This is a genomic window from Streptosporangium oxazolinicum, from assembly GCF_039537505.1.
Classification (GTDB): domain Bacteria; phylum Actinomycetota; class Actinomycetes; order Streptosporangiales; family Streptosporangiaceae; genus Streptosporangium; species Streptosporangium oxazolinicum.
In genome coordinates this window covers 94,525-118,557 of sequence record NZ_BAABAQ010000019.1, presented here as the reverse complement: position 1 = coordinate 118,557, position 24,033 = coordinate 94,525, and the positions used below count along the sequence as shown (strand labels likewise).

The following is a 24,033-nucleotide window of genomic DNA, read 5'->3' as shown; positions in this document are numbered from 1 at the left end:
GGGGCACACCACGACGGCGGAGACAGGCGTCAGGCGCGCGGCTCACATCATCCGCCGCAGGGCGCTCTCCACGGCGTCGACGAGCGCGTCACCCTCGGTGGCGGGGTGGCGGGCAAGGCCGAGTTCGACGTCCGGCAGAGCGGGCAACGCGGCCGCGTCGTGGCGGGCCATGGCCGGTTCGAGGTTGGCGGGCAGGAGCGCCGCGACGCCGAGGCCGGCCCGCAGCGCGGCGAGCACCCCGGCGAGACTGTTGCTTTCGAACGCCACCCGCCAGCGGCGCCCCGTACCCTCCATCGTCTCCAGCACCGACGTCCGCCAGGCGCACGTGTTCGAGAACAGCACCACCGGCAGCGGATCGGCGTCGGTGGCGACCCCCTGCCCGACCGCCCAGACCAGCGGCAGACGCACCGTCCAGCTCGGCGGCCAGGGAAGCCCCGGGACCTCGTCGAGCACGAGCTGGACACGCCCCGCGTCGTAGGCCTCCCGCATCTCCGCGTTGGAAAGGCTGAGCACCTCCAGCGTCGCGCCGGGGTGCAGCCGCGCGAGGTCGGCGAGTGCCTGGGAAAGGCGGGAGGCGGCGAGATCCTCGAGGAGTCCCACCCCGCAGTGCCCGGTGAGCGCACGTCCCGTCTCGGCGAGTGCCTGTGCCGACAGCGCGAGAATGCGCTCGGCGTAGGGCAGCAGTTCCTCACCCGCGCGGGTCGGCGAGACGCCGGACGGCGCCCGGTACAGCAGTGGGCTGCCGACGGCCCTCTCAAGCTTGCGCAACTGCTGGCTGAGCGCGGGCTGGGTACGGCCGAGTGCCGACGCCGCACGGCTGATGCTGCCCGCTCGCACGGCGGTGACGAACGACCGCAGCAGTGCGGTGTCGAGATCACGTGCCATAAGAATTCATTATGGCTGGTCCAATGAACTGACGGCTTCCTATGGCATTCCACAGGATCTAGCGTCAAAACGGTGATCGGATTTCGACAGGTGCTCGCGGTGCCGGGGATGACGCCGCTGCTGGCCATCTCGCTGCTCGCCCGTGCCGCGATCACGGCGGACGCGATGGCGTTGACGATGTACGTCGTCGTCGCCCTCGACATGAGTTACGCGGCGGCCGGGGCCGTGGTGGCGGCGCTCACCGCCGGTGTCGCGCTGGGCGGGCCGCTGCTGGGCCGGATGATCGACCGGCGGGGCCTGCGTACCGTGTTGTCGGCCACTGTCGTGCCGCAGCTCGTGTTCTGGCTGGCCGTGCCCGTGCTGCCGTACGTGATCTTGCTGGGTGTCTCCTTCGCCGCCGGTCTGCTGATGGTGCCGATCCAATCGGTCACCAGGCAGGCGATCGCCGCGATGACGACGGCGGGGCGGCGGCGGGCGGCGTTCGCGCTGGAGTCGGTGGTGGGCGAGCTGTCGTACCTGGTGGGGCCGCCGGTGGTGATCTTGTGCGCGGCGAAGGTGTCTCCCGGCGTGGTGGCATGGGGAGTGGGCACCGCGATCGTCGTCGGCGGGGCGGGGATCGCCCTGCTCAACCCGCCGCTGCGGGCCGAGGACGAGGCGGACGGCGAGGCGGCGGACCGGCCCCGGCGCAGGCAGTGGCTGGGAGCGCGCATGGTCGCTGTCCTGACGATGGGGTTCGGCGTCGCGATGCTGCTCAGCGGCGTCGACCTGGCCATCGTCGCGACCCTTCGAGAAGCCGGTCAGGTCTCGTGGGCGGCCGTGGTCGTCGCCGTGTTCGGGGTGACGTCCATCGTGGGCGGCCTGGTGTACGGAGCGCTGCCCCGGCCGATGCCCACCTGGCTGCTGCTCGGCCTGCTCGGGCTGGTGACGATTCCGGCCGGACTCGCCCGTGACTGGCCCTGGCTGTGTGTGGCCGTCGTCGGTGCCGGTCTGCTCACCGCGCCGACCCTTTCCACGGTCTCCGACGCGGTGAGCCGGTTGGCGCCGGCCGGTGTGCGTGGTGAGGCGACCGGCCTGCAGTCCTCGGCGGCGAGCGCGGGGTTCGCGCTCGGCTCTCCGGTCGTGGGGGCGGCGATCGACGCGTCCGTGCCGGCGGGCGGCTTCGCGGCGGCGGGACTGGCCGGCCTGCTCGCCGCGCTGACGGGATACCTGCTCTCACGCCGGTCGCCCAGGATAGTCGCCGGTGATCATGTTGCTCGCGGGGCGCCGGGCCCTCGCCGCCTGACGACTCCGGGGACGGCGCCCGCCGCGATCGGCCCCGACGTCGAACGCGGGGAGCCGCACCGGATCTGACCGGGGTGTGCGCTTTGTCGTTGATGAGTGGTGTGCGAGCATGGTCGGCGTAGGCGAGCGCGGACTGAGGAAGCCGGTGTGAATCCGGCGCGGTCCCGCCACTGTGATCGGCGAGCGAATCCCGAAGAAGCCACTGCCCGGATGACGGGTGGGAAGGCCGGGACGAGCCTCGACCCGAGAGCCAGGAGACTCACGCGGTCGCCTCCTCGATGAACTGGGGCGGATTTCCCCGGAGAGGAGTGGGCTCTCGTGCCCGTCGAGCCGGTGGCCGCGCCGAGAAGCCCTGTGGTGTTCCCTCTTTCAGATCCGCCCCGTTGTGCAGATTCCGTGAGAGGAACACTCCATGACGGGCAGACGCCCCACCTCCCTCCTGCTCGCCCTCCTGGTATCCGCGGTGCTGGCCGCCTGTGGCGGTGCCCCGGCTGAGAACGTCCCGGCCCCCGCTCCGGCGGCCTCCGCGCCCGCGGGCTTCCCGGTCACCCTCGACAACTGCGGCGTGACGAGCACGTACGAGCGGCCGCCGCGGCGGGCGATATCCATGAACCAGCACGCCACCGAGGTGATGCTGGCGCTCGGCCTGGAGAAGTCGATGATCGGCACCGCCTACCTCGACGACAAGGTGCTGCCCGAGTACAAGGCGGCCTACGACGCCATCAAGGTCGTCTCGAAGGAGTACCCGGCCTACGAGGCGCTCCTGGCCGAGGAACCCGACTTCGTCTACGGCGGCTTCGCCAGCACCTTCGACGAGAAGGAGGGCCGCAGCCGCGACGCCCTGGGGAAAGCCGGCATCAAGACGTACCTGAACGTCGAGGAGTGCGCCGAAGGCGCGGTGTCGGTGGACCTGATGGACACCGAGATCCGCAACGTCGCGAAGATCTTCGGCGTCTCCGACCGGGCCGAACCGCTGATCACCACATTGCGGGCGACCCTCGACGGGGTGAAGTCCAAGCTCGCCGACGCCACCCCGGTCAAGCTGTTCGTCTACGACAGCGGCGACAAGACCGCCTTCACCGCCGGAGGCAAGGGCGTCGGCAACGAGATCATCAAGCTGGCCGGGGCACAGAACGTGTTCGCCGACGTCGACAAGGTGTGGGGCGACGTGTCGTTCGAGCAGGTCGCCGAGCGCGCGCCCGACTGGATCGTCATCTACGACTACGGCGACCAGCCGGTGGCCGACAAGGAGAGGTTCCTGCTGGCCAACCCGGCGCTGAAGGACGTACCGGCCATCAAGGACAAGCGGTTCGCGGTGCTGCCATTGTCGTCGGTGGTGCTCGGCGTGCGGGCGCCGGGGGCCGTCGAGGCGCTGGCCCGGCAGCTGCACGCCGACCGGTTCAAGTGAGCGAACCGGTCGCGGGCGCCGTGCCGTTGGCGCGGCGCCCGGGGATGCCGTACCCGGTCGTGATCGGCCTGCTCGTGCTCCTGGTCGGCGGAGCGGTCACCGCGGCCGTCGCGGCCGGGTCGGTGGCCCTGCCGGCCGGGCAGGTGTGGGGCATCCTGCTCCATCACCTGCATCCCGCCCTGGCCGAACCGAGCTGGACACCCGTGCGGGAGACCATCGTGCTGGACGTACGGCTGCCGAGGGTCGTCCTGGCGGGGGCGATCGGCGCGGGCCTGTCGGTCTGCGGCATGGCCCTGCAAGCGCTGGTACGCAACCCGCTGGCCGACCCGATGCTGCTGGGGGTCTCCTCCGGCGCCAGCGTCGGAGCGGTCACCGTGGTGGTGTTCGGCCTGAGCGTGTTCGGCGCGTTCAGCCTGCCGATCGCGGCCTTCCTCGGCGCGCTGGCCGCGTTGGTGGCGGTCTACTTCCTGGCCCGCTCGGGCGGGCGCATGACGACGGTGCGGCTGGTGCTGGCCGGGGTGGCGACGGCCGAGGTGCTCTCGGCCGTGGCCGGCTTCCTGGTGGTGACCTCCAACGACCCGCACAAGACGCAGGCGGCGGTGCGCTGGATGCTGGGCGGCCTGGCCGGGACCACCTGGACGATGGTGTGGATCCCGGCGGTGGCCGTCCTGGCCGGGACCGTCGCGCTGGTCGGGGTGTCTCGGCCGCTGAACCTGCTGCTGGCCGGGGAGGAGGCCGCCGCCTCGCTCGGGCTGGACGTGCACCGCTTCCGGGCGGCACTGTTCGTGCTGGTCGCCATGATGATCGGCACGATCGTCGCGGTCAGCGGGACCATCGGCTTCGTAGGGCTGATCATGCCACACGTCGTCCGGCTGCTGATCGGCGCCGACCACCGCCGGGCGCTCCCGGCGACGGCGCTGCTGGGCGCGGCCTTCCTCATCGTGGCCGACCTGGCCGCCCGCACCCTGATCGCGCCGGAGGAGATCCCGGTGGGCATCATCACCGCCCTGGTCGGCGGGCCGTTCTTCCTGTGGTTGATGCGGAGGCGTTCCACGTGACACTGACCGTGGAGGAGGTGTCGGTCCGCGTCGGCGGCCGCGACCTGGTTCGCCAGGTCTCGCTGGAGGTCGCCGAGGGGGAGATGCTCGGCCTGGCCGGGCCCAACGGCGCGGGCAAGTCGACGCTGCTGCGTACCCTCTACCGGGCGCGCAGGCCGACCGGCGGCCGGGTGCTGCTCGACGGCGAGGACGTGTGGCGCATGCCGGCGGGGCGGCTGGCCCGCCGGCTGGCCGCGGTCCTCCAGGAAAGCGGCGGCGATTTCGAGCTGTCGGTGTACGACGTCGTCGCCATGGGCCGCACCCCGCACAAACGGGCCTTCGACGGCGACAACGCGGACGACAGGGCGATCATCGCCGACGCGCTGGGGCGGCTCGACGTGGCCGACCTGGCGCACGCGCCCTTCGACCGGCTCTCCGGCGGGGAGAAGCAGCGGGTGCTGATCGCGCGGGCGCTGGCCCAGCGACCGACCACGATGGTGCTGGACGAGCCGACCAACCACCTGGACCTGCGCCACCAGCTCGACGCGCTGAACCTGGTGCGCGGCCTCGGCGTCACCGCGGTGGTCGCCCTGCACGACCTCAACATGGCCGCCGCCTTCTGCGACCGCCTCTGCGTCATGGACGCCGGCCGCGTCGTCGCTCTGGGCACCCCCGCCGACGTGCTCACCCCCGCTCTGCTCGCCGAGGTCTACCGGGTCGACGCCGAGGTGGCGATCCACCCGGAGACAGGGGTGCCGCGGGTGAGTCTGCGAACCGGAGGGAGCCGCCTCACGAACTGAATCTCTCTTTGTATGAAAAGCCGGATCCGCCATCCGGCGTATTCACCGTGCGCCTTTCACGAATGGAGCTTCCGCGTAATGGAATCGGCATCGAACGGATCGGTTCTGACGGCCCTCGGAGCGGTCGCCGGATTCGGCTCGTTCTTTTCTTTGCACATCGGCGGTGATCCGGCCGGGTGGCACGACGTGAGATCCGACTACGAACGCGGTTTCGCCGACCTGGTGGAGGCGACGGCCGCCAGGTACGGCACCCGTGAGCTGCGCATCGGCGCCTCGATCACCCAGCTCGGCCACGCCGCGCGGCTCTGGTCGCCGCTCCTGGCCACCGTGCTCACCCATGCGGTGGTGCCCGACCTGACCCGCCTGGACCGCGCCGACGACGGCCCGCGCCTGCGCCTGCCCACCCCCGCGGGATGGCACTACGAGTCGCCGGATCAGCTCTATGACCTGGTGATTCGTCGTCACCTGGAACCGCTGGCGGCCGGCCTGCGGGTGAAGGTCGCCCCCGGCCTGCTGTACGGCAACGCCGCCTCCGCCCTGGCCGAGGCCGGCCGCGCGATAGCGGCCACCCGCCCGGACCTGGCCGAGCCCGCCGCCGACCTGGTCGCCGACCTGCTGACCCGCGGCCACCTGGCGGGAAAGGGAGCGCTCATCTCCCCTGAACTGGCCTTCCGGCGCACCACGTGCTGCCTTTATTACCGGGTGCCGGACGGTTCCAAATGCGACGACTGCTCATTGGCGGAAAAATGAATTATTGAATTCACCGCGACCGTATGCCTATGGTGTTGCATGTAGTTGGCACGTGCAAATCACCTGCAGAAGGAGGAAGCGCATGGCACACCACGGATTCGCCGAGCCCGAGGGCCCGCAGGACTGCCTGAAGTCCCACACCCCGGCGGTGGACTCGCCGTTCGAGTGGCGCCAGGACGACGACGAGTAGATCGCCCCAAGCCGGGGCCCCTCACCGGGCCCCGGCCCCTGTCCGGCTTCCTCAAGAGGAGCGTTCGTGATCGCACAGGTCCGCCGCGACGCGCCCGACGACCCCGTCGTGCCCAGCCTGGTCTCCTACTCCGCCTTTCCCGCCGAAGGAACGGAGGTGACCGGCGGCGCGGCCCTCGGCGACGAGGAGGCGGCGCGCGCGGCCGCGATCGGAGAGGCGATCGAGCGCCACTGCGCCAACCAGGTGCCCGCCGGGCTGCGCCGCGCCGCCTACCGCGACCTGACCGAACCCGCCACCGACCCGCGCGCGTTCGCCCTCTACTCAGAGGGCCAGTACCGGGCGCGCGGTTTTCCGTTCGTCGCGATGACCCCCGATCTGGAGATCGCCTGGGCGCCCGCCGAGGACCTGGTCTCCGGGCAGCGGGTCCTGGTGCCCGCCTCGCTGGTGTACGTGAACTACTTCACCGGCCCCCGCCGCGCCGAGCCGCCCACCAACTACCCCGTCCTCGCCGGGACCGCCGCCGCCACGACCCCGGAGCGGGCCCGGCAGGCGGCGCTGCGCGAGGTCCTCGAACGCGACGCCGTGACCACGTGGTGGGCGGGCGCCACCGAGGCCGCACCACTGCCCAGGCCCGCGGGCGGCCCGCTGGCCACCGCGCTGGCACAGGCCGAGGAGGCGGGGTTGACGGTGTCCCTGCTGCGGGTGCCCTCGACGTTCGACGCGACCGTGGCCGCGGTGTTCGTCGAGGACCACGCGCGCCGCGTCGTGGGCTTCGGCAGCGCCTGCCGGGCGGACGAGCAGGAGGCCGCGGCCAAGGCGTTCACCGAGGCCGTCGGCACCTACGAGACCGGCCGCGTCCTGCTGCGCCGCGACGTCGGGCGGCGCCCCTACCTGCGGCGGCGCGCCGACCGGCGCTACCTCGACGCCCTGGCGCGCGGCTGGCGCGACGTCAACGACGTCCGCCTGCACGTCCAGGTCTACCTCGACGAACGCCTCCAGGGCGAGGCGCTGGACCGGCTGCGTCTCCCCGGCGGCCTGCCGCTGCCGCCGGAGACCACCGGGCCGCTGCGCTCGCTCACCGAGCGGGGTTTTCGCGCCTACGCCGCCGACCTGACCACCCCGGGCGCCGAGGGCGCCGGGCTGCACGTGGCCCGGGTACTGGTGCCCGGCCTGTACTGCGACGCCCCGGCGGCCTTCCCGTTCCTCGGCGGGACCCGGCTGCCCGCCTCATCGGACCTCGTACGGCAACCCCTGCCGTTCGCCTGACCTCTCGCCTGACCCCGAAGGAGAACGCATGCGGCTCGGACTGGCCATGGGCTACGGCGGCGAACCCATGCACGAGGTGCTCCCGGTGATCAAACGCGCCGAGAGCATCGGCGTCGACTCGGTGTGGAGCGTCGAGGAGTACGGCCCCGACGCCGTCAGCGTGCTCGGATACCTGGCCGCGGTGACCGACCGCATCGAACTGGGCACCGCGATCATGCAGATCCCGGCCCGCACCCCCGCCGCCACGGCGATGACCGCGATGACCCTCGACGTGCTGTCCAACGGCCGTTTCCAGCTCGGGCTGGGATTGTCGGTGCCGTGGATCGTGGAGGGCTGGCACGGTCTGCCGTACGAGCGCCCGCTGCGCCGCACCCGCGAGTACGTCGAGATCGTGCGCCGGGCCATCGCCCACGAGGACCGGGTGCACTACGAGGGCGAGCTGTACACACTGCCCTACACCGGACCCGGCTCGACCGGCCGGGCCCGCGCGATCCGCTCGGAGATGACCCCGCTGCGGCCCCGTATCCCCCTCTACCTGGCCGCCATCGGCCCCGGCAACCTCGCGCTCACCGGCGAACTGGCCGACGGCTGGCTGTCGGGCATGTACGCCCCCGAACACGAAGGCGCCATCCTCGCCCCCCTGGAGGAAGGTCTGGCGCGCGCCGGACGGCAACCGGAAGACGTGCGGATCTGCCCCATCCTCTACGTCGCCCACGCCCCCACGATCGCCGAGGGCCGCGAAAAGCTCCGGCCCCTGTACGCCCACCTCATCGGCGCCTCCTCCCCGGGCGTACGCAACACCTATGCCGACGTGGTCGTCCAGATGGGCTACGAGGGCCCCGCCCACGACATCCGCAAGCACTTCACCGACGGCGACCGGGCCGCCGCCGTCAAAGCCGTCCCCGACCGGCTGCTGGACGAGGTGGCCCTGATCGGCCCCATCGAGGCGATGACCGAACGGCTGGCGGTGTGGCGCGCCTCCCGGGTGGACACCGTCATCCTGCTCGACCGCGACACCGCCCTGCTGGAAGCCGCGCGGGCCGTCCTGTGAGACGCATGTGGGCGCTGACCGTGCCCCTGCTCGTGGCCGGGCTCACCCAGATCATCGTCAACATCGTCGACACGATCATGCTGGCCCGCCACTCCACCACGGCCCTGGGCGCCTTCGCGCTGGCCGCTCCCGTCTACCTGATCGCCCTGGTCATCGTGCGCGGCTGGGCGACCGCCGTACAGATCAAGGTCGCCCAGGCCCACGGGGCGGGCGACGCGGGCGCGGTGATCCAGGCGGTGCGGGTGGGCCTGGCCACCTCGGCCCTGACCGGCCTCGCCATCGGCGTCGCGCTGTACGCCGTCGCCGAGCCGGTGCTCGCCCTGCTGGGCGCACCGGCCGAACTGATCGGTCCCGGCGGCGCCTACCTGAGGATCCTGGCCTTCGCGGTGCCGTTCGCCGCCGCGTCGTTCACCCTGCAAAGCGCCTGCTCGGGCGTCGGGGTGACCCGCGCCGCCATGTACAACGCCCTGGTGGTCAACGCGGTGAACCTGCCGCTGGGCCTGCTGCTGATCTTCAACGCCGGGCTCGGCATCGAAGGCGCCGCCTTCGCGACCCTGGCCGCCACGGCGGCCGGAACCGCCGTCCTGCTCGGGTACGCCCGCGCCAAGCTGCCTCGGGACCCCGGCGACGGCAGGCCCGTGGCCCGCACGCTGTGGACCCTCGGCTGGCCGGAGATGAGCGCGATGGGCGTCGGCTACCTCAACGAGGCGCTGATCGCGGGCTTCGCGGCCCGGATGGGCACCCCCGAGCTGGCCGCGTACCGCATCACCGACAACCTGCTGCTCATCGTCTTCACCGTGATGGCGTCGCCATCCTCGCCGGGCACGAGGCCGGCGCCGGGCACCGGGCCGCCGCCGAACGGTGGCGAAGCATCGGAATCCGGTTGCTGCTGATCGTGTACGCGGCCCCGGCCGCACTGGTCCTCCTCGGCGGAACGGCCCTGCTGGGGTTGTTCACCGCCTCCGCCGAGGTCGCCACGCTGGCCTGGCAGGTGGTGCCCCTGGCGCTGCTCAGCCTGGCGCCGATGGTGTGGGCGATGGCTTACGGCAGCTTCCTGCGCGCCCACGGCGACACCCGGTCGGTGATGATCGCGAACGTCGCCGGTGACTACCTGGTGCTGATCCCACTGAGCTGGCTCCTCGGGCTCACCTTCGGATTCGGCCTGCCCGGGATCTACGCGGCATGGACCGCCTTCACCATCATGCTGGCCCTGCTGCTACGGATCCGCGCGATGTCCCTGGCCGCGCGGGGATCCGCGGAAGCAGCGAGGTGAGCCCGCCGATCGGTGGAGTTCCCGGCCTGCCCGGTGTCGCCGGTTGAGCCGAAGGCTCGCGATCGCTCGTTCACGCGGGGCATAGGATCGGCGGCATGGCGACGCGGCTTGTTCAGATTGCGATGAATGCTCGGAATGACTCCGCACTCGGCCGGTTCTGGGCCGAGGCGCTCGGCTGGGCCGTCTCCAGCGAGGAACCCGGCGTGACCAACCTCGAACCCGAGGACTTCGCCTACCCCGACCCCGTCGCCGTCTGCCTGGACATCATCGTCGTCCCGGAACCCAAGACGGTGAAGAACCGCGTGCACATCGACCTCGCCACCACCTCCGCGGCCCATCAGGCGGACCTGATCGCGCGCCTCCGGGCTCTCGGCGCGACGCCCGCCGACGTGGGCCAGGGCGACGTCCCGTGGACGGTCCTCGCCGACCCGGAGGGCAACGAGTTCTGCGTACTGGAGCCCCGGGAGATCTACCGGGACACCGGCCCGATGGCCTCGGTGGTGGCCGACTGCGTCGATCCGCGGGCCATGGCCCGCTTCTGGAGCGAGGCGACGGACTGGACCCTGCACAAGGTGAGCGACGATCACGCGGTGCTGCGCTCCGCCAAGGGCGTCGGCCCGTACCTGGAGTTCCTCCGCACGCCCGGCGCCAAGACCGTGAAGAACCGCGTCCATTTCGACCTCCGGCCGTACCCCGGTGACGATCAGGCGGCGGAGGTGGCCCGGCTGCGGGCCCTGGGCGCCACCGACGTCGACCTCGGCCAGGGCGACGTCCCGTGGACGTGCCTCGCCGACCCGGAGGGCAACGAGTTCTGCGTCCTCACCCCACGCTGACTCCGCTCACCTTCGAGCCGACCCTCTCGCCGGCCCTGCCGGGCCGCCCGTGCGCGCCCGGCACCTGAAAGCGCCCGATTACCACGCCCGCCCGCGTGTTCTCAGCGGCGCGTCCGCGAGGCCAGCTCACGCACCGCCACGGCGAGCAGGTCGACCTGGTCCCGGGAGGTGAACAGCGCCGGTGTCACCCGGACGCAGTCGCCTCGCACCGGCCCGCCGCGACGCACCGTGAAGATCCGGTGCCTGTCCATCAGCTCCTTGGCGATCGCGACGTTGTCGGCCTCCGAGGTGCGGCCGGTGATCCGGAACGCGGTCATGGCCCCGTACATCGCGGGTTCTTCGGGGGTGAGGATCTCCACGTTGGGGAGGTCGATCACCTGGTGCACCCAGCGGTCGCGCAGGAAACGCAGCCGCGCCTGCTTGACCACGGAGCCCAGGGCGTCGTGGAAGTCCAGGGCGGTGCCCACCGTGAGGATCGGGGCGACGTCCATGGTGCCGGAGTGGACCCGCGAGCGGATGTCACGGCCGGGGTAGGTCTCGTCGGCGAAAGCGGGGTCGATGTCGGCCAGACGGTTCTCGCGGATGTAGAGAAACCCCGACCCCAGCGGCGCCCCCATCCACTTGTGCAGGGAGAAGACGGCGAAATCCGCGGCGAGGTCGTCGATGGTGAAGTCGAGTTGCCCCCAGGAGTGGGCCGCGTCGACGATCACGTCGACGCCTCTCGCGCGGGCCATCGCAACGATCTCCGCCACCGGCAGGACGAGTCCGGTGCGGTTGTTCATGTGACTCAGCAACAGCAGCTTGACCCGCGGATGGTCGCGGAACGCCCGAGCGTAGGTCTCCAGGGCGGCCTGGTGGGTCGCCGGCTCGGGGATGGCGATCCGCTCGACATCCACCCCGCGCCGGGTGCGCAGCCAGTTCATCGCGTACCGCGCGCTGTGGTAGTCGAGGTCGGTGTACATCACCGCGTCACCCGGCCGCAGCCGGTTGTAGCCGCCGATCAGGTTCTGCAGGGCCTCGGTGCCACCACGGGTCAGGGCGATCTCCTCATGGGAGGCGCCCAGAAGGGCCGCGACGCGTTTCCTGACCTGGGTGGCCCGATCGGCGTAGGAGGTGCGCAGCAGGTGAGAGTTCAGCTCGTTCAGCTGGTCCACGTTGCGGTGATATGCCAGACGCACCGGCTCGGGCATGATCCCGTAGTAGCCGTTCTCCAGATTGATGAAGTCCGCGCTGACCCGGTACTGCCGCGCCACGGTGGTCCAGAATGCCTCATCTCGGGCGAGCTGGTCAGGAGTGCGTCCGGCCGGAACGGTCAATGGCTCAGCTGCCGACGACCGCGGCCTCGGCGCTGGAGAAGCCACCGACGGTGAAACGGCGGAGATGGCCGCCGCGCCCAGTCCCGCGACCATCTCGCGCCTCGACACGCTCATCGAACCCCCCGTATCGGTCGGTCAAAGCTCACCGAACAGCGGCCCCGACCCGCTCCAACCATGAAATTCCAGTGTGTGGCCAATACGCCTCGCGGAGTGGTCACCCCGGCTTTTCCGGCGCGGCGCGGCGAGGACCGGAGGTTGAGCACACCTGAGGCTCCTCATCGGGTGTGCTCACCGCGCCGACCTCACCTGCCTGCGACGCGACGCGCGGGCCGGCGGAATCCGCCGGGGTTACGCGGTCCGTCAGGTGGCTTTCTTCTCGGCGATGATCCTGGACCAAGGCTTTGTCTTACTTGGGGTGAACGTACAGATGCCCCTGAACTAGCGTCTTACGTAGCGTCGATCCGACATATTTCTGGAAACTGAATTGGTGCCCTGTAAGCCCAGAATGCATATCGGGCCCAAACATCAAACACGGAGTGGTCTTTCATGTTCAAGCACGTTTTCGCCGCTGGCGCATTGGTGGCTTCCGGCTTCATTGTCGCCATGACGATGTCGGCTCCGTTCGCCGAGGCAAGCGCGGTAACCCGGGAAGCCGCTCCGGTATCCCTGCCTCTGAACGATCCTCCCCCCGGCACCTACCATCGCCCCTGGCCCGGCGGTCCCCACCACCATTCCTGGCCTGGTCATCACCACCATTCCTGGCCCGGCGGCCACCAGCACTGGCCTGGCGGTCACCACCATCACTCCTGGCCTGGTCACCATCACCATTCCTGGCCCGGCCACCACCATCACTGGCCTCATGGCCACCATTAGAGTTCTCACCTGAACTCGCCTGAACAGAGTCAAATGTCGTCGTCGTCCTCCTCGCCCGTGATGCGTAGTTGCTCGTGGGCGAGGATGCTGGCGCGGCGCAGCACGTCGATCTGGGCGGTGTTGTAGAGCCCGATCACCGCGTCGATGAAGGTCTGGCGCGTGACGTGCTCGCTCTTCGACAGATGCGCCGCCGGGTCGCTCAGCCAGGGGTAGTCGATGAGGTACCGGGCGATGGTCGGCGCGAGTTTCTCGGCGAGGCGTTGCCTGGTCGCCTCGTCCGCGTCGGGCGGCAGGGCGTCGACGTCCTCGCCGAGGGGGTCGGTGTCGGCCTCCACCATGCGCAGCAGGTCCGCCATCGCGTCCTCGTCGTACAGCTGCCCGTAGATGTGGATCATCGAGCTGTCGGAGCCGGACAGGCGGGCGGCGACGGACTCGAACCCCGCGGGTGCGTCGGCCGGTGCGCTGTCGCGCAGGATGGTCGCGATGTCGGACCGGGCTCGCTGCAGACGCGCGATGTCGGCCGCGAGCGCGGCGTCGACCTGGCGCAGGGCCTCGGGGGCGATGTCCCCGTCCGCGCCGACCTCGCCGATCCGGGAGAGCGGAACCCCCAGCTCGGCGAGGCGCCGGATGCGCAGAAGGCGTACGAGGTCTTGCACGCCGTACTGTTTGTAGCCGTTGTAGCGGCGTTCCGGCTCGTCGAGCAGGCCGAGCCGGTGATAGTGCCGGACGGTGTTCACCGTCGTACCGGCGAGCTGCGCGAGTTCGCGCGTGCTCCAGGTCACGGGGTGCTCGCCTCCTCCACGAGCGATGGCACGATGACGCCCACGAGCGGCTTCCACCAGCTCATGCGGAGACGCGCGCCGAACGGCCAGGAGCGCTCCTGTGTCAAGGGACTCGCGTCTCGGGGATCGTCGGATCCTGGTACATCCATCGGGAAGGTTCCTCCCGGGGTCGAATCGGTCGTTGCGCTCATGAGCCGAACACCGTGCCCCGTGGGGGCGCACTCACGCCGAACCTCTTGTTGTCGTGGACGCACGACCACCGGCCGCTGGACATCACCTCAAGATAATCCGTCGCGCTCTGGCGAGGTTGGTGATCAGTTCGTCGCGGGTCTGGTACTGGAGTGCGTCCCAGGCAGGTTGACCGGGAGCGCTGCGCCACGCTTCGCGCAGCGGGCTGTTGTCGACCGCGTCGAACCCGAACCGGTCATACAGTCGCGTCACGAGCTCCACGGCCTCGGGGAAGTCACTCGAGACCGGCAGCGCCAGACGGCCGAGGGTGCCCGGCGCCGTACCCGCGGTGGTGACGCGGGGGGCCTGGATGTGGGTGAAGGCCTGGACGACCTTGGATCGCCGGAGGTGTTCCTGGCGTAGCTCGTAGACCGTCTTCTCGCCCGAGTCGATGATCGGGAAGTGGCCGTCGCGCCAGATCATGTAGTTGTTCGTGTCGAGCACGATCTTGCCTGCCAGTTCCTCGGCGGGCATGTCGTTGACCATTTTAAGGGGGACGGCCACGACGGCGAAATCGCCGGCGGCCGCGGCGCCCGCTGCGGTCGCGGCACGCGCGGACGGGCCGAGTTCGTCGACGAGGTCTTTCAGGGTCTCGGGTCCTCGTGAGTTGGCGATGACGACGTGGTAGCCGTGCGCGATCGCCGCGCGCGCGATCTGGCCGCCGACCTCACCCGCGCCGATGATGCCGATCACTGTCATGGGTTCGCTACCTCAATCCGGGTTGGGGTGCCGCGGGTCAGATCTGGTTCAGGCCGCCGTCGACGTAGAGGCTCGTTCCGGTGATGAAGCTGCTCTGCCCGGAGGCGAGGAAGGTCACGGCGGCGGCGATCTCCTCCGGGCGTCCGAGCCTGCCCAGCGGTACACGCGTGGCCAGCCGCCGGGTGAAGGCGGCCGGGTCGGCGGTCAGCGCCGACACGGCGGGGGTGTCGGTCGGGCCGGGCGTGATGGTGTTGACCCGGATGCCGCGTCCCTTGAGTTCGTTGGCCCAGGTCCGGGAGAACGATCGGATGGCGGCCTTGGTCGCCGCGTACACACCGAGCGCCTCATCGCCGACGTCCACGTTGGTGGAGCCGTTCAAGATGATCGAGGCGCCGTCGTTGAGCAGTGGCAGCGCTTTTTGAACGGTGAACAGCGTGCCCCGGACGTTGATGCCGAAGAGGGCGTCGAAGTGCTCCTCGGTGACCTGGTCAAGCGTCACCAACGAGGAGATCGAGGCGTTCGCGAACAGTACGTCCAGGCCCCGCCCCCGGCCACGGATCGTCTCGTAGAGCCGGTCCAGGTCGGCCAGGTTCGAGATGTCGCCGGCCACCGCGGTGGCCGCCGGACCGATCACGCCGACGGCCGCGTCGAGTTCGGCCTCGCGCCGGCCGGTGATGAACACGTGTGCGCCCTCGGCCGCCAGCCGGACGGCACTGGCCAGGCCGATCCCGGTGCCACCCCCGGTGACGAGAGCGGTCTTGCCCTCAAGCAGTCCCACGTGGAGTGCCCTCCCCTTATTCCGCATCAATCGATGCAGAAATAGAGGGTAGCATGTTCCGCATCGATCGCTACAGAAGGGTTAGACTGCGGAGGTGAAGACCAGCCAGCGCCGCCCAACCGGCCGACCGCGGGGATTCGACGCCGACGAGGCACTCGAGCGCGCCCTGCTGGTGTTCTGGGAGCAGGGCTACGAGGGAGCCAGCCTTGCCACCCTGACCGACGCGATGGGCATCTCCACCACCAGCATGTACGCGACCTTCGGCAACAAGGAAGAGCTCTTCCGCAAGGCCCTGGAGCGCTACACCGAGGGCCCGAGCGCCTACTTCGACCGAGCCCTGGACGAGCCGACCGCCCTCGGCGTCGTCACCGCGATCTTCGCCGGCACCGTCCGGACCACCACCCGTCCGACCGGCCCCAACGGGTGCCTGGGCGTCCAGGGCGCCCTGGTCACCGGCGACTCCAGCCGTGGAGCCCGCGACCTCCTCGTCACCTGGCGCGACAGCGGCTACTCCCGCATCCGAGAACGGTTCCAGCGAGCCGTCGACGACGGCGACCTGCCGCCGGAGACCAGCCCGGCCCTGCTCGCCCGCTACGTCACCGCCTTGGCCTACGGCATCGCCGTGCAGGCCGCCAGCGGCGTCGGCCGCGACGAACTCCAGGACATGGCCGACACCGCCCTGCGCAACTGGCCGCCCTGCTGAGAACCGCCCGGTGTCCGTCTTCGCGGACAACCGTACGCCCGGCCGCTCTCGACGTGGACGGCCGAGCGGCGTGGTCGCGTTGTCGGCGCCGTACGGTACGACGCCGGCCGGATCGAACCCGATCGGCGGCACAGCGGGACGGTGAGCACGCCGACCAGGAAAAACCGTGTTCCCGGAACAGGGGCAACCCCGCGCCCTCACGGCGAGCCCATGAACGAGGTCACACGGCCGCTACGGTGGCCGTGGCTCTTCGCGTACTCTGTTCAGGCGGTCGCCGGGAACGACCTGGTCACGGTGGCCGCGGCGTCGCCGAGCATCGTCGCGACGCGCGTGGCCGACTCCGCGGGGGTGAGCCCCGCGATCGCGGCTCGGGCCTCGGGGGAGGTCGCCAGCCGGATGATCCCGACGAGCGCGATGGCGTGCAGGCGTGTGCGCGGCGGTTCCCGAGGGGCGGCCGGCCAGACCCGCCAGAACGGCCTCGATGAACCTCTGGTCGGCGAAGACGAGGTCTTCCTTGGAGCGGAAGTAGACGAACAGCGTCTTCACTGACACGTTCGCCGCGTCGGCGATCTCCTTCTGTGTCACATCGCCCGTGACCGCCTGGGATCACTCGCACCGGCGGGCAAGGACCTCGCCACGAACGTGTGGGTGTCCTATGACCGTCGCGGACGAAGACACTCAGAGGTTCGGAACAGCGCGACGGCTCGGGTGCCGACCTTGAAGGATGTCCGAGGGCGTGGTCCGCGGTCCGTGGGAACCTTGCGGCCCCGCACCGTCACCGCGATCACGCTGTCGTGCGGGAGCACGGCCGTGAGAGCCTCGACCATGCCGGTGACTCCCGCCGTCGCGCTGGGGCCGCCCCAGTGGGTCTGTTCGCCATAGGGGATGTCGGTGATCACGATGTCGGGTGCGTGGTGGCCGAATGTCCGCTGGAGCTGGTCGGGGTCGAACACGTCGGCTTGGCGCACCGCGTGCGGTATGTCTCCTCCGGCGGCGTCGAGCTCGGTGGCGAGCCGGTGGGCGGCATGCGCGGCCGAGTCGTACGCCGGTTTGTCAAAGCGGGCGGCGCGCGCCCTGAGATCGGCGGCGCGGGCCGTCAGGCCGGCCGGGCTCAGCAGGGCGAGATTGCGTTCGGCCAGGTTCCGCGCCTCAGGGTCGAGGTCGGAGGCCAGCACCGAGGCGATCTGGCGCCGGTGCAGCAATGCCACAACGGTCAGCAGGTGACCGCTGCCGCAGCACGGGTCCCAGAGCACGGCAGGCTGGTCGCCGCCGCGCAGAGTCAGCGCGCGCTGGAAGATCTCGCTGGCCAGCCGGACGGGGAAGGCGGGAAACCCTGGGGCCGAATGCAGCACCGCGCCGCTGGCCAGGTCCTGATGGCTGGTCCGGACGATCGCGTGACGGTAGGTCATGCGGTGTGGCCGCGACGCCGGCGGGAGGCCTCATACAACACCACGGTCGCCGCGCTGGCGGCGTCCGGGGAGCCGGCCGAGCCGGCCATCGTGCCGCACGCCCGTCGCCATCCCGCGCTCAATCCGGTGCGTCCCGCGCCGACGAGCAGGTCGTACGCGTGCTGCAGGAACGGGGAGTTGGGCGCGGCGGCGAACGGCCCCTGCGCCATACCGGCCACCCAGTGCACGGGCTGCGTCCACGTCGCCGGATCGTCCGGGTCACACCCCGTCTCCCGCCACAGCAGCCGCACGCGGTCCGCGGCCACGCGCGGCGCGACGGCGCCCTCCAGCTTCACGAAGCCGTCGCGGAGGAAGCGGGATACCAAGGTCGTGTCGTCCATGCCCCCATCGTGCGGCGACACCGGTCCCGATCACCCGACATTTCCCGCGCCACCTTTGTCGGGTGCTCACCGAGCCCCTTCGCACCCCTGCCCAGCTCGCCGACACCGGCCTGCGGCACCTGGGCCTGGATTTGACGCGGATCATCATCGCCGACCACCACCTTGCCCAATGCCCACATCGCCTACTGCCTGGGCCCAGCATGAGAAGGCCACCATCGTGGTCGCCGACACCGAGACCTTCTGTGCCGCCACCCGCGACGGCATCCCGCCTGGGCGGCGACGGCCCGGCCCGGCCGCGCGCCGACGGGACGGGCGCCACCTACGAGGCGTTCGTCGACGAGGGCGGTGACGCGTCGCTGCGTCACATTGAGCGCGTGGGCGAGCTGGGTCATCGACCAGCCGGGACCGAGAAGCCCGTCGTGACGCACCGCGTGGACCAGTCCGGCGCGCAGCAGCGACGACTTGCCCGATCCGGGAGACCCCGACGACGACCTGGACGCCTGCGGTGCCCGCGGCGTCCTCGTCCACGGCGGCCAGGCGATCGACCAGCTCACGGGTGAGCGCCTCGCGCCCGAAGAACCACTCCGCGTGCTCGGGCTCGAAACCGGCCAGCCCCCGGTACGGCTCCGGGCCCCGCGGTCGGCGGCCCGGTGTGCGCCTGACCCGCTGCCAGGCCGACAACCACAGCGTGACCAGCGCCGGATCGTCGACCCCGCAGGCCGCCAGGACCCGTACCAGCAGTTCGCGCGAGGAGGTGGAGGGCAGTCCTCGCCCGGCGAACCAGTCACCGATCGTGCTGTGGTTGCGGAAGGTGTCGGATCTGGTCGCGACCTGGCGGACCGTGAGCCCGGCCCGCAGCCGCAGCAGCGTCAGCTCGCGGGCGAAATCCTCCCGCGCCCCGATCCGTTCCGGATTCGGCGCCTCCGTTTCCGGCGGACTTGGCACGGGCACGGCGGCGTCCTCTCTCGGTCTCGCCCGGATGCCCCCGACGGCATGTCACACGGAAACGCGCCCTCAATGTAAACACCGCTCGATGTTCGCGCAATCGCCCCGATCGGCGGGCGTGAGATAGGTTGCCCGCCATGACCGAGCTTGGACCCGTCGCCTGGCCACCTGCCCCGATCAGGACCGAGCGGCTCGTGCTCCGCGAGTCCGAGGCCCGGGACCGTACGGCCTTCATCGAGCTGTTCGCCTCGCCGGAGGTGGGCGCCTACATCGGTGGCGCTCGGCCGCGTGACGAGCTCGAACGCTCGGTGCCCGAGGTGCCGGGGCGGCGGCCCGGCCTTTTCGTGGTCGATCTCGAAGGGGCGATGATCGGCATGATCACGCTTGATCGGCGCGACGCGGAGCGTCCGGGGCACGTCCGTCCGGATGCCGGTGAGGCCGAGCTCGGCTACATGTTCCTGCCGGAGGCGTGGGGACGCGGGTACGCCGCCGAGGCGTGCGCGGCGGCACTCGACTGGTTCGCCGACGTGCTTCCCGACGAGCCGGTGCTGCTCCGCACCCAGACCGCCAACGACCGTGCGATGCGCCTCGCGGCGAAGCTGGGGTTCACCGAGGTGGAGCGGTTCGAGGCGTACGGCGCCGAGCAGTGGTCCGGCGTGTGGTCCTCGGTCACGTCGTCCGATTGACCTCGTGTTCAGCTGCGCGGATCCACGAGGCCACCGGCCGACCATCGGTGATCCCGCTACGGCAGGCGGGACGGCGGCGGCCGGGCAGGCGTCACGGCAGGCGCCGAAGCGCCCGGCGTCCGGCCGGGTGAAGCCGGTCTCCCGTGTCCCCCCTTTCGCGTGGCGAATCAGCTCACACGGTCTGCGCGGTGCCGAGGACGTAGTCGACCGCCATGTACAGGGTCTCGGTCTCAGATTTCAGGATCGACTCCTCGGCGGGGAGCGCGCGCTCGATGGAGAGCCCGCCGAGCACGGTGAGCAGGAATCTCGCGTGTCGTGCGTGGTCGTCTCGGGGTAGTGCGCCGTCGTCGACGAGCACTGCCAGCCAGTGCTCGACACGGCGCCCCTCTTCCCGTGCTATCGCCAGGTACGCGGCGCGCGCGTCCTCGGAGGGATCCGCGGTGATATAGGTCTGGTACACCTGGCTCCACGCCTCTCGCGCCTGCTGTCCCACGCCGATCGGGGCGAGTAGCTGACGGAGGCAGTTCACCAGCCGGTCTCGCGCCGGCAGGGACCGGTCGTGGATCGGGTCGTCCGGGAAGAAGTGGCCGTAGATCTTCGCGAGCACGGCTTCCTGGAGTTCGCGCTGGGTGGGGAAATGGAATCTGAGCGAGCCGGTGCTGACTCCGGCCCGTGCCGCCACCGCCCGGACGCTCAGGAGCGCGCCGGGGTCCTCGGCGAGCATCATGGCCGCCGCGACGAGGACCTTTTCTCGCGAGCTGATGCGTTCTTCGTCCCGCGCCACCATTCGATCCTTCCCACTAACACGCCGTGTTAGCATTCTGCACCAACACACTGTGTTAACGCCGCTGTGGGTGGCCGGCGAGGAGTACGGCTGCGCGAACATCGCAGAGCGTTGGCAAAGCTCATGATCACGCGGATGTGTCGTAGGGTACGGTTCCAGCCGGACAAACCGTGTCCGTGAATCGTGTTATCAGGGCGTTCGACCGGTGAGAAGATCGGGGGTGCCCCGAATAACGAACGCAGTACTCGCGAGATTGCCGGAACCGCTGCACGCACTCGTGCTGAAGCACCACGAACTACTGAAGTTCGCGGTGGTGGGTGGAACAGCGTTCTTGGTGGACAACGCAGTGTTCTACGGGCTGAAGCTCACCATTCTGGAACCGAAGCCGGTGACCGCGAAGATCATCGCGGTGCTCGTGGCGACGATCGTGTCCTACGTGCTGAACCGCGAATGGTCGTTCCGGACCAGGGGCGGCCGCGAGCGCCGTCACGAGGCGGCGCTGTTCTTCCTGGTCAGCGGCGTCGGTCTGGTGCTCAGCTCCGCGCCGCTATGGATCTCCCGGTACGTGTTCCTGCTGGAGACCCCGGATGTGAGCCTGGTGACCCAGGAGATCGCCGACTTCATCAGCGCGCAGATCATCGGCACGCTGATCGCCATGGTCTTCCGCTTCTGGGCGTTCCGGAAGTGGGTCTTCCCCGACGAGAAGGCCCAGCCGGGCAGCGTGCGACTGGTTTCCCCTCCCGATTCCACGGACGAGGCGGCCTGATGGCGGCGAATTTCGGGTGTTCACCCAGCGCCTCGGTGGCCGTGGCGAGCGCGTCCAGGTGCCGTCCGGTGAACACCTCGCCCTCGACCGCGAACAGCACCGTCGGCAGCCGCCCGGCGCCGCCCCTGGCACGGTGTCCGGCGGCGAGCGAGGTCGCCAGCTCGTAGGCGTCGGCGTCCTGGCCCAGCGCGAGTGCCGCGCCACAGAGGATCATCAACACCTGGTCGGGGGTACGGCCCCGCCGCCGCACCGCCGAGAGGGTGCGGAAGCGGATCGTGGTGCCGTCGGCGTCGGCGCGGAGCACCAGGCCTGCCCGCCCGGCGGGGGACAGGTCCTCGACGGCCGCTCCCAGCGCGGCGGCGGCACGCAGGATCACGGTGAGCTCGCCGGTCTCGTCGGCCGTCGCCACCAGGAGCAGACTCTGGCAGGCCTCGGACATCCGGCTGACCTGGCCGTGGAAGGCCAGGTGCAGGCGGCTGGTGAGGGGGAGCGCCCCCGGTGAGAACGCGCTGCCGCGACCTGCCCCTGCCCCGCGACGGTCGCACCAAGGTCGGCGATGGTGGCCTTGCCTGGTCCGGCAGCGGACGAGCCCGGTCGATCGTGGTGACGTGACCGGGCTCGTCGGGTGGAAATAGATCAGGTGAGGTCGAACCGGTCGAGTTCCATGACCTTGGTCCAGGCCGCGACGAAGTCGGTCACGAACCTGTCGGAGGCGTTCTGGCTGGCGTAGACCTCCGCGAGAGCCCGGAGCTGGGAGTTGGAGCCGAAGACGAGGTCGACCGCGGTGGCGGTCCACTTCACCTCATCGGTGTTCACGTCCCGGATCTCGTACACGTGCTCCTCGGACTCCGACGCCTTCCACCGGGTGCCCGGGGAGAGCAGGTTGGTGAAGAAGTCGTTGGTGAGCACGCCGGGCCGGTCGGTGAGGACGCCGTGCCGGGTACCGCCGACGTTGGCTCCGAGAGAGCGCAGGCCGCCGACGAGGACGGTCATCTGGGGCGGGGTCAGGTTGAGCATGTAGGCACGGTCGACGAGCAGCACCTCCGGTGGGGTCTTCTCGCCGGAGGACAGGTAGTTGCGGAAACCGTCGGCGCGGGGTTCGAGGACCCGGAAGGACTCGACGTCGGTCTGCTCCTGAGTGGCGTCGGTACGGCCCGGACGGAACGGTACCGTCACCGTCACGCCCGCCTCGCGTGCCGCCTTCTCGACGGCGGCCGACCCGGCCAGCACGATCAGGTCGGCAAGCGAGATCTTCGCGCCACCGGCCTCGTTGAACTCACGCCGGATGCCCTCGAGGGTGTCCAGGACCGTCGCGAGCGACTCGGGCTGGTTGACCTCCCAGCTCCGCTGCGGCTCCAGACGGAGCCTGGCACCGTTGGCGCCGCCGCGCTTGTCGGTGAACCGGAAACTCGCGGCCGAGGCCCAGGCGGTGGAGACCAGCTGGGCGGTGGTGAGGCCGGACTCCAGGACCTTGGCCTTCAGGGAGGCGACGTCGTCGTCACCCACCAGTTCGTGCTCGACGGCCGGCACCGGGTCCTGCCACAGCTGGGGTTCGGCGACCCACGGCCCGAGGAAGCGGCTGATCGGACCCATGTCGCGGTGCAGCAGCTTGTACCACGCCTTGGCGAAGGCCAGCGCGAACTCGTCGGGGTGCTCCAGGAAGCGGCGGGAGATCTTCTCGTACGCCGGGTCGACGCGCAGCGACAGGTCGGTCGTGAGCATCGTCGGCTTGTGCTTCCTCGACGGGTCGTGGGCGTCGGGGATGATCGCCTCAGCGTCCTTCGCGACCCACTGCTTCGCGCCACCGGGGCTCGTGGTGAGCTCCCACTCGTAGCCGAAGAGGATCTCGAAGAAACGGTTGCTCCACTGCGTCGGCCGGTCGGTCCACGTCACCTCGAGACCGCTGGTGATCGCGTCTCCGCCCTTGCCGGTGCCGTAGGTGCTCAGCCAGCCCAGCCCCTGCGACTCCAGCGGCGCGCCCTCGGGCTCCGGCCCCACGTGGCCGTCCGCGATCCCGGCGCCGTGGGTCTTGCCGAACGTGTGGCCACCGGCGATGAGAGCGACGGTCTCCTCGTCGTTCATCGCCATCCGCCCGAAGGTCTCGCGGATGAAGTGCGCCGCCGCGGCCGGGTCCGCGTTGCCGCGGGGACCCTCCGGGTTGACGTAGATGAGGCCCATCTCGGTCGCGCCGACGTCCGGTGACATCTCCTTTTCGGTGACGTAGCGCGCGTCGCCGAGCCAGGCGTCCTCCGGACCCCAGAAGATCTCCTCCGGCTCCCAGATGTCCTCGCGGCCGAAACCGAAGCCGAAGGTCTTGAACCCCATGGACTCCAGGGCGACGTTGCCGGCGAGCACGAGCAGGTCGGCCCATGAGATCTTCTGGCCGTACTTCTGCTTGACCGGCCACAGCAGGCGGCGGGCCTTGTCGAGGTTGGCGTTGTCGGGCCAGCTGTTGAGCGGGGCGAAACGCTGAGAGCCGTCGCCGGCCCCGCCGCGACCGTCGTGGATGCGGTAGGTGCCCGCGGCGTGCCAGCTCATCCGGATCATCAGGCCGCCGTAGTGGCCGAAGTCGGCCGGCCACCAGTCCTGCGAGGTGGTGAGCACCTCGATGATGTCCTGCTTGAGAGCCTCGACGTCGAGCTGCTCGAGCTCCTTGGCGTAGCTGAAGTCCGCTGCCAGCGGGTTGCCCTTGGAGGAGTGCGCGCGCAGTATCGAGAGGTCGAGCTGGTTGGGCCACCAGTCCCGGTTCGTGTGCGGACGACCGCCGGTCTTCGGGGTCGGCGAGTCGATGGCCGGGTTCTCGCTCTCGCTGCCCTGCGCGGTCACGGAGTCGTGCGCGATCGGACAGCCGCCTGCTTCACCCCCGCTCTTGGCGCCGGTGACGATCGCGTCGTGGTTCTCGGTCATGGA

Annotated in this window: 25 protein-coding genes and 1 riboswitch; of the genes, 14 read left to right on the top strand and 11 right to left on the bottom strand. The window is 70.5% G+C overall.

The genetic code is table 11. The annotated features are described in order from the left end of the window. Positions 1–42: 42 nt before the first annotated feature. Positions 43–885, bottom strand: coding sequence for a LysR family transcriptional regulator (locus tag ABD817_RS36540; protein ID WP_344923003.1), 843 nt, complete (start codon positions 883–885; stop codon positions 43–45). Positions 886–957: 72 nt separating this feature from the next. On the opposite strand from ABD817_RS36540, the gene ABD817_RS36535 reads away from it, so the two are divergent. From ABD817_RS36535 to ABD817_RS36490, 10 genes are all read left to right on the top strand, one after another. Continuing rightward, a complete protein-coding gene (locus tag ABD817_RS36535; RefSeq protein WP_344923002.1) occupies positions 958–2,235 on the top strand; it encodes an MFS transporter in 1,278 nt (425 codons plus the stop codon). 13 nt (positions 2,236–2,248) lie between these two features. Next, positions 2,249–2,447, top strand: a riboswitch (cobalamin riboswitch). A gap of 131 nt (positions 2,448–2,578) precedes the next feature. Then, on the top strand, positions 2,579–3,574 hold the full coding sequence (locus ABD817_RS36530) for an ABC transporter substrate-binding protein (RefSeq protein ID WP_344923001.1): 996 nt from the start codon (positions 2,579–2,581) through the stop codon (positions 3,572–3,574). A 44-nt stretch (positions 3,575–3,618) separates the two neighbouring features. Beyond that, the gene (locus ABD817_RS36525; protein WP_344923054.1) at positions 3,619–4,632 is read left to right on the top strand and encodes a FecCD family ABC transporter permease; all 1,014 of its coding nucleotides are present in this window, start codon (positions 3,619–3,621) and stop codon (positions 4,630–4,632) included. Next, on the top strand, positions 4,629–5,411 hold the full coding sequence (locus ABD817_RS36520; protein ID WP_344923000.1) for an ABC transporter ATP-binding protein: 783 nt from the start codon (positions 4,629–4,631) through the stop codon (positions 5,409–5,411). Before ABD817_RS36525 ends, ABD817_RS36520 begins: the two co-directional genes overlap by 4 nt. Before the next feature lie 186 nt (positions 5,412–5,597). After that, positions 5,598–6,161 (top strand): (2Fe-2S)-binding protein, encoded by a 564-nt coding sequence (locus ABD817_RS36515; RefSeq protein WP_344922999.1) that lies wholly within the window; start codon positions 5,598–5,600, stop codon positions 6,159–6,161. Positions 6,162–6,417: 256 nt separating this feature from the next. Further along, entirely contained in the window at positions 6,418–7,617 is a 1,200-nt protein-coding gene (locus ABD817_RS36510) for a YcaO-like family protein (protein WP_344922998.1), read from the top strand. A gap of 28 nt (positions 7,618–7,645) precedes the next feature. Next, positions 7,646–8,668, top strand: coding sequence for an LLM class flavin-dependent oxidoreductase (locus ABD817_RS36505; RefSeq protein ID WP_344922997.1), 1,023 nt, complete (start codon positions 7,646–7,648; stop codon positions 8,666–8,668). Positions 8,669–8,673: 5 nt separating this feature from the next. Continuing rightward, on the top strand, positions 8,674–9,561 hold the full coding sequence (locus ABD817_RS36500) for an MATE family efflux transporter (RefSeq protein ID WP_344922995.1): 888 nt from the start codon (positions 8,674–8,676) through the stop codon (positions 9,559–9,561). Next, the gene (locus tag ABD817_RS36495) at positions 9,480–9,941 is read left to right on the top strand and encodes an MATE family efflux transporter (protein WP_344923053.1); all 462 of its coding nucleotides are present in this window, start codon (positions 9,480–9,482) and stop codon (positions 9,939–9,941) included. Before ABD817_RS36500 ends, ABD817_RS36495 begins: the two co-directional genes overlap by 82 nt. Positions 9,942–10,063: 122 nt before the next feature. Next, positions 10,064–10,774, top strand: a complete 711-nt coding sequence (locus ABD817_RS36490; RefSeq protein ID WP_344922994.1) for a VOC family protein — start codon at positions 10,064–10,066, stop codon at positions 10,772–10,774. A gap of 101 nt (positions 10,775–10,875) precedes the next feature. Here the strand turns inward: ABD817_RS36490 and ABD817_RS36485 are convergent, their stop codons facing one another. The 4 genes from ABD817_RS36485 to ABD817_RS36470 form a co-directional block, all read right to left on the bottom strand. Further along, complete coding sequence (locus ABD817_RS36485) at positions 10,876–12,027, bottom strand: aminotransferase class V-fold PLP-dependent enzyme (protein ID WP_344922993.1); 1,152 nt, start codon at positions 12,025–12,027, stop codon at positions 10,876–10,878. Between the two features lie 965 nt (positions 12,028–12,992). Next, complete coding sequence (locus ABD817_RS36480) at positions 12,993–13,745, bottom strand: MerR family transcriptional regulator (RefSeq protein WP_344922992.1); 753 nt, start codon at positions 13,743–13,745, stop codon at positions 12,993–12,995. A 273-nt stretch (positions 13,746–14,018) separates the two neighbouring features. Further along, positions 14,019–14,672 carry an NADPH-dependent F420 reductase gene (locus ABD817_RS36475; protein WP_344922991.1) on the bottom strand — a complete coding sequence of 218 codons (654 nt, stop codon included), beginning with the start codon at positions 14,670–14,672 and terminating at the stop codon, positions 14,019–14,021. Between the two features lie 37 nt (positions 14,673–14,709). Further along, positions 14,710–15,450, bottom strand: a complete 741-nt coding sequence (locus ABD817_RS36470) for an SDR family NAD(P)-dependent oxidoreductase (protein ID WP_344922990.1) — start codon at positions 15,448–15,450, stop codon at positions 14,710–14,712. Between the two features lie 94 nt (positions 15,451–15,544). Between ABD817_RS36470 and ABD817_RS36465 the strand changes: the two genes are divergently transcribed. Further along, the gene (locus ABD817_RS36465) at positions 15,545–16,153 is read left to right on the top strand and encodes a TetR/AcrR family transcriptional regulator (RefSeq protein WP_344922989.1); all 609 of its coding nucleotides are present in this window, start codon (positions 15,545–15,547) and stop codon (positions 16,151–16,153) included. 231 nt (positions 16,154–16,384) lie between these two features. Here the strand turns inward: ABD817_RS36465 and ABD817_RS36460 are convergent, their stop codons facing one another. From ABD817_RS36460 to ABD817_RS36445, 4 genes are all read right to left on the bottom strand, one after another. Further along, entirely contained in the window at positions 16,385–16,699 is a 315-nt protein-coding gene (locus ABD817_RS36460) for a hypothetical protein (protein ID WP_344923052.1), read from the bottom strand. Between the two features lie 107 nt (positions 16,700–16,806). Beyond that, a complete protein-coding gene (locus ABD817_RS36455) occupies positions 16,807–17,562 on the bottom strand; it encodes an rRNA methyltransferase (protein WP_344922988.1) in 756 nt (251 codons plus the stop codon). After that, on the bottom strand, positions 17,559–17,942 hold the full coding sequence (locus tag ABD817_RS36450) for an RNA methyltransferase (RefSeq protein ID WP_344922987.1): 384 nt from the start codon (positions 17,940–17,942) through the stop codon (positions 17,559–17,561). Before ABD817_RS36450 ends, ABD817_RS36455 begins: the two co-directional genes overlap by 4 nt. A 144-nt stretch (positions 17,943–18,086) precedes the next feature. After that, positions 18,087–18,893, bottom strand: coding sequence for an nSTAND1 domain-containing NTPase (locus tag ABD817_RS36445; protein ID WP_344922986.1), 807 nt, complete (start codon positions 18,891–18,893; stop codon positions 18,087–18,089). A gap of 131 nt (positions 18,894–19,024) precedes the next feature. On the opposite strand from ABD817_RS36445, the gene ABD817_RS36440 reads away from it, so the two are divergent. After that, entirely contained in the window at positions 19,025–19,573 is a 549-nt protein-coding gene (locus ABD817_RS36440) for a GNAT family N-acetyltransferase (protein ID WP_344922985.1), read from the top strand. A 172-nt stretch (positions 19,574–19,745) separates the two neighbouring features. Here ABD817_RS36440 and ABD817_RS36435 read toward each other — a convergent pair whose 3' ends face one another. Further along, positions 19,746–20,360, bottom strand: coding sequence for a TetR/AcrR family transcriptional regulator (locus ABD817_RS36435; RefSeq protein ID WP_425583448.1), 615 nt, complete (start codon positions 20,358–20,360; stop codon positions 19,746–19,748). Positions 20,361–20,610: 250 nt separating this feature from the next. On the opposite strand from ABD817_RS36435, the gene ABD817_RS36430 reads away from it, so the two are divergent. Together ABD817_RS36430 and ABD817_RS36425 are read left to right on the top strand one after the other, a co-directional pair. Further along, the gene (locus ABD817_RS36430; RefSeq protein ID WP_344922983.1) at positions 20,611–21,123 is read left to right on the top strand and encodes a GtrA family protein; all 513 of its coding nucleotides are present in this window, start codon (positions 20,611–20,613) and stop codon (positions 21,121–21,123) included. Positions 21,124–21,139: 16 nt separating this feature from the next. After that, entirely contained in the window at positions 21,140–21,625 is a 486-nt protein-coding gene (locus tag ABD817_RS36425) for a hypothetical protein (RefSeq protein WP_344922982.1), read from the top strand. A 134-nt stretch (positions 21,626–21,759) separates the two neighbouring features. Here ABD817_RS36425 and katG read toward each other — a convergent pair whose 3' ends face one another. Continuing rightward, positions 21,760–24,030 carry a catalase/peroxidase HPI gene (gene katG, locus ABD817_RS36420; protein ID WP_344922981.1) on the bottom strand — a complete coding sequence of 757 codons (2,271 nt, stop codon included), beginning with the start codon at positions 24,028–24,030 and terminating at the stop codon, positions 21,760–21,762. Between the last annotated feature and the right edge of the window lie 3 nt (positions 24,031–24,033).

What these genes read in the sequence shown, in the direction of transcription:
- ABD817_RS36540 (WP_344923003.1), bottom strand. Translation starts at nt 885, where the DNA reads ATGGCACGTGATCTCGACACCGCACTGCTGCGGTCGTTCGTCACCGCC.
- ABD817_RS36530 (WP_344923001.1), top strand. Translation starts at nt 2,579, where the DNA reads ATGACGGGCAGACGCCCCACCTCCCTCCTGCTCGCCCTCCTGGTATCC.
- ABD817_RS36525 (WP_344923054.1), top strand. Translation starts at nt 3,619, where the DNA reads ATGCCGTACCCGGTCGTGATCGGCCTGCTCGTGCTCCTGGTCGGCGGA.
- ABD817_RS36505 (WP_344922997.1), top strand. Translation starts at nt 7,646, where the DNA reads ATGCGGCTCGGACTGGCCATGGGCTACGGCGGCGAACCCATGCACGAG.
- ABD817_RS36500 (WP_344922995.1), top strand. Translation starts at nt 8,674, where the DNA reads ATGTGGGCGCTGACCGTGCCCCTGCTCGTGGCCGGGCTCACCCAGATC.
- ABD817_RS36490 (WP_344922994.1), top strand. Translation starts at nt 10,064, where the DNA reads ATGAATGCTCGGAATGACTCCGCACTCGGCCGGTTCTGGGCCGAGGCG.
- ABD817_RS36475 (WP_344922991.1), bottom strand. Translation starts at nt 14,672, where the DNA reads ATGACAGTGATCGGCATCATCGGCGCGGGTGAGGTCGGCGGCCAGATC.
- ABD817_RS36455 (WP_344922988.1), bottom strand. Translation starts at nt 17,562, where the DNA reads ATGACCTACCGTCACGCGATCGTCCGGACCAGCCATCAGGACCTGGCC.
- ABD817_RS36450 (WP_344922987.1), bottom strand. Translation starts at nt 17,942, where the DNA reads ATGGACGACACGACCTTGGTATCCCGCTTCCTCCGCGACGGCTTCGTG.
- ABD817_RS36440 (WP_344922985.1), top strand. Translation starts at nt 19,025, where the DNA reads ATGACCGAGCTTGGACCCGTCGCCTGGCCACCTGCCCCGATCAGGACC.
- ABD817_RS36435 (WP_425583448.1), bottom strand. Translation starts at nt 20,360, where the DNA reads ATGGTGGCGCGGGACGAAGAACGCATCAGCTCGCGAGAAAAGGTCCTC.
- katG (WP_344922981.1), bottom strand. Translation starts at nt 24,030, where the DNA reads ATGACCGAGAACCACGACGCGATCGTCACCGGCGCCAAGAGCGGGGGT.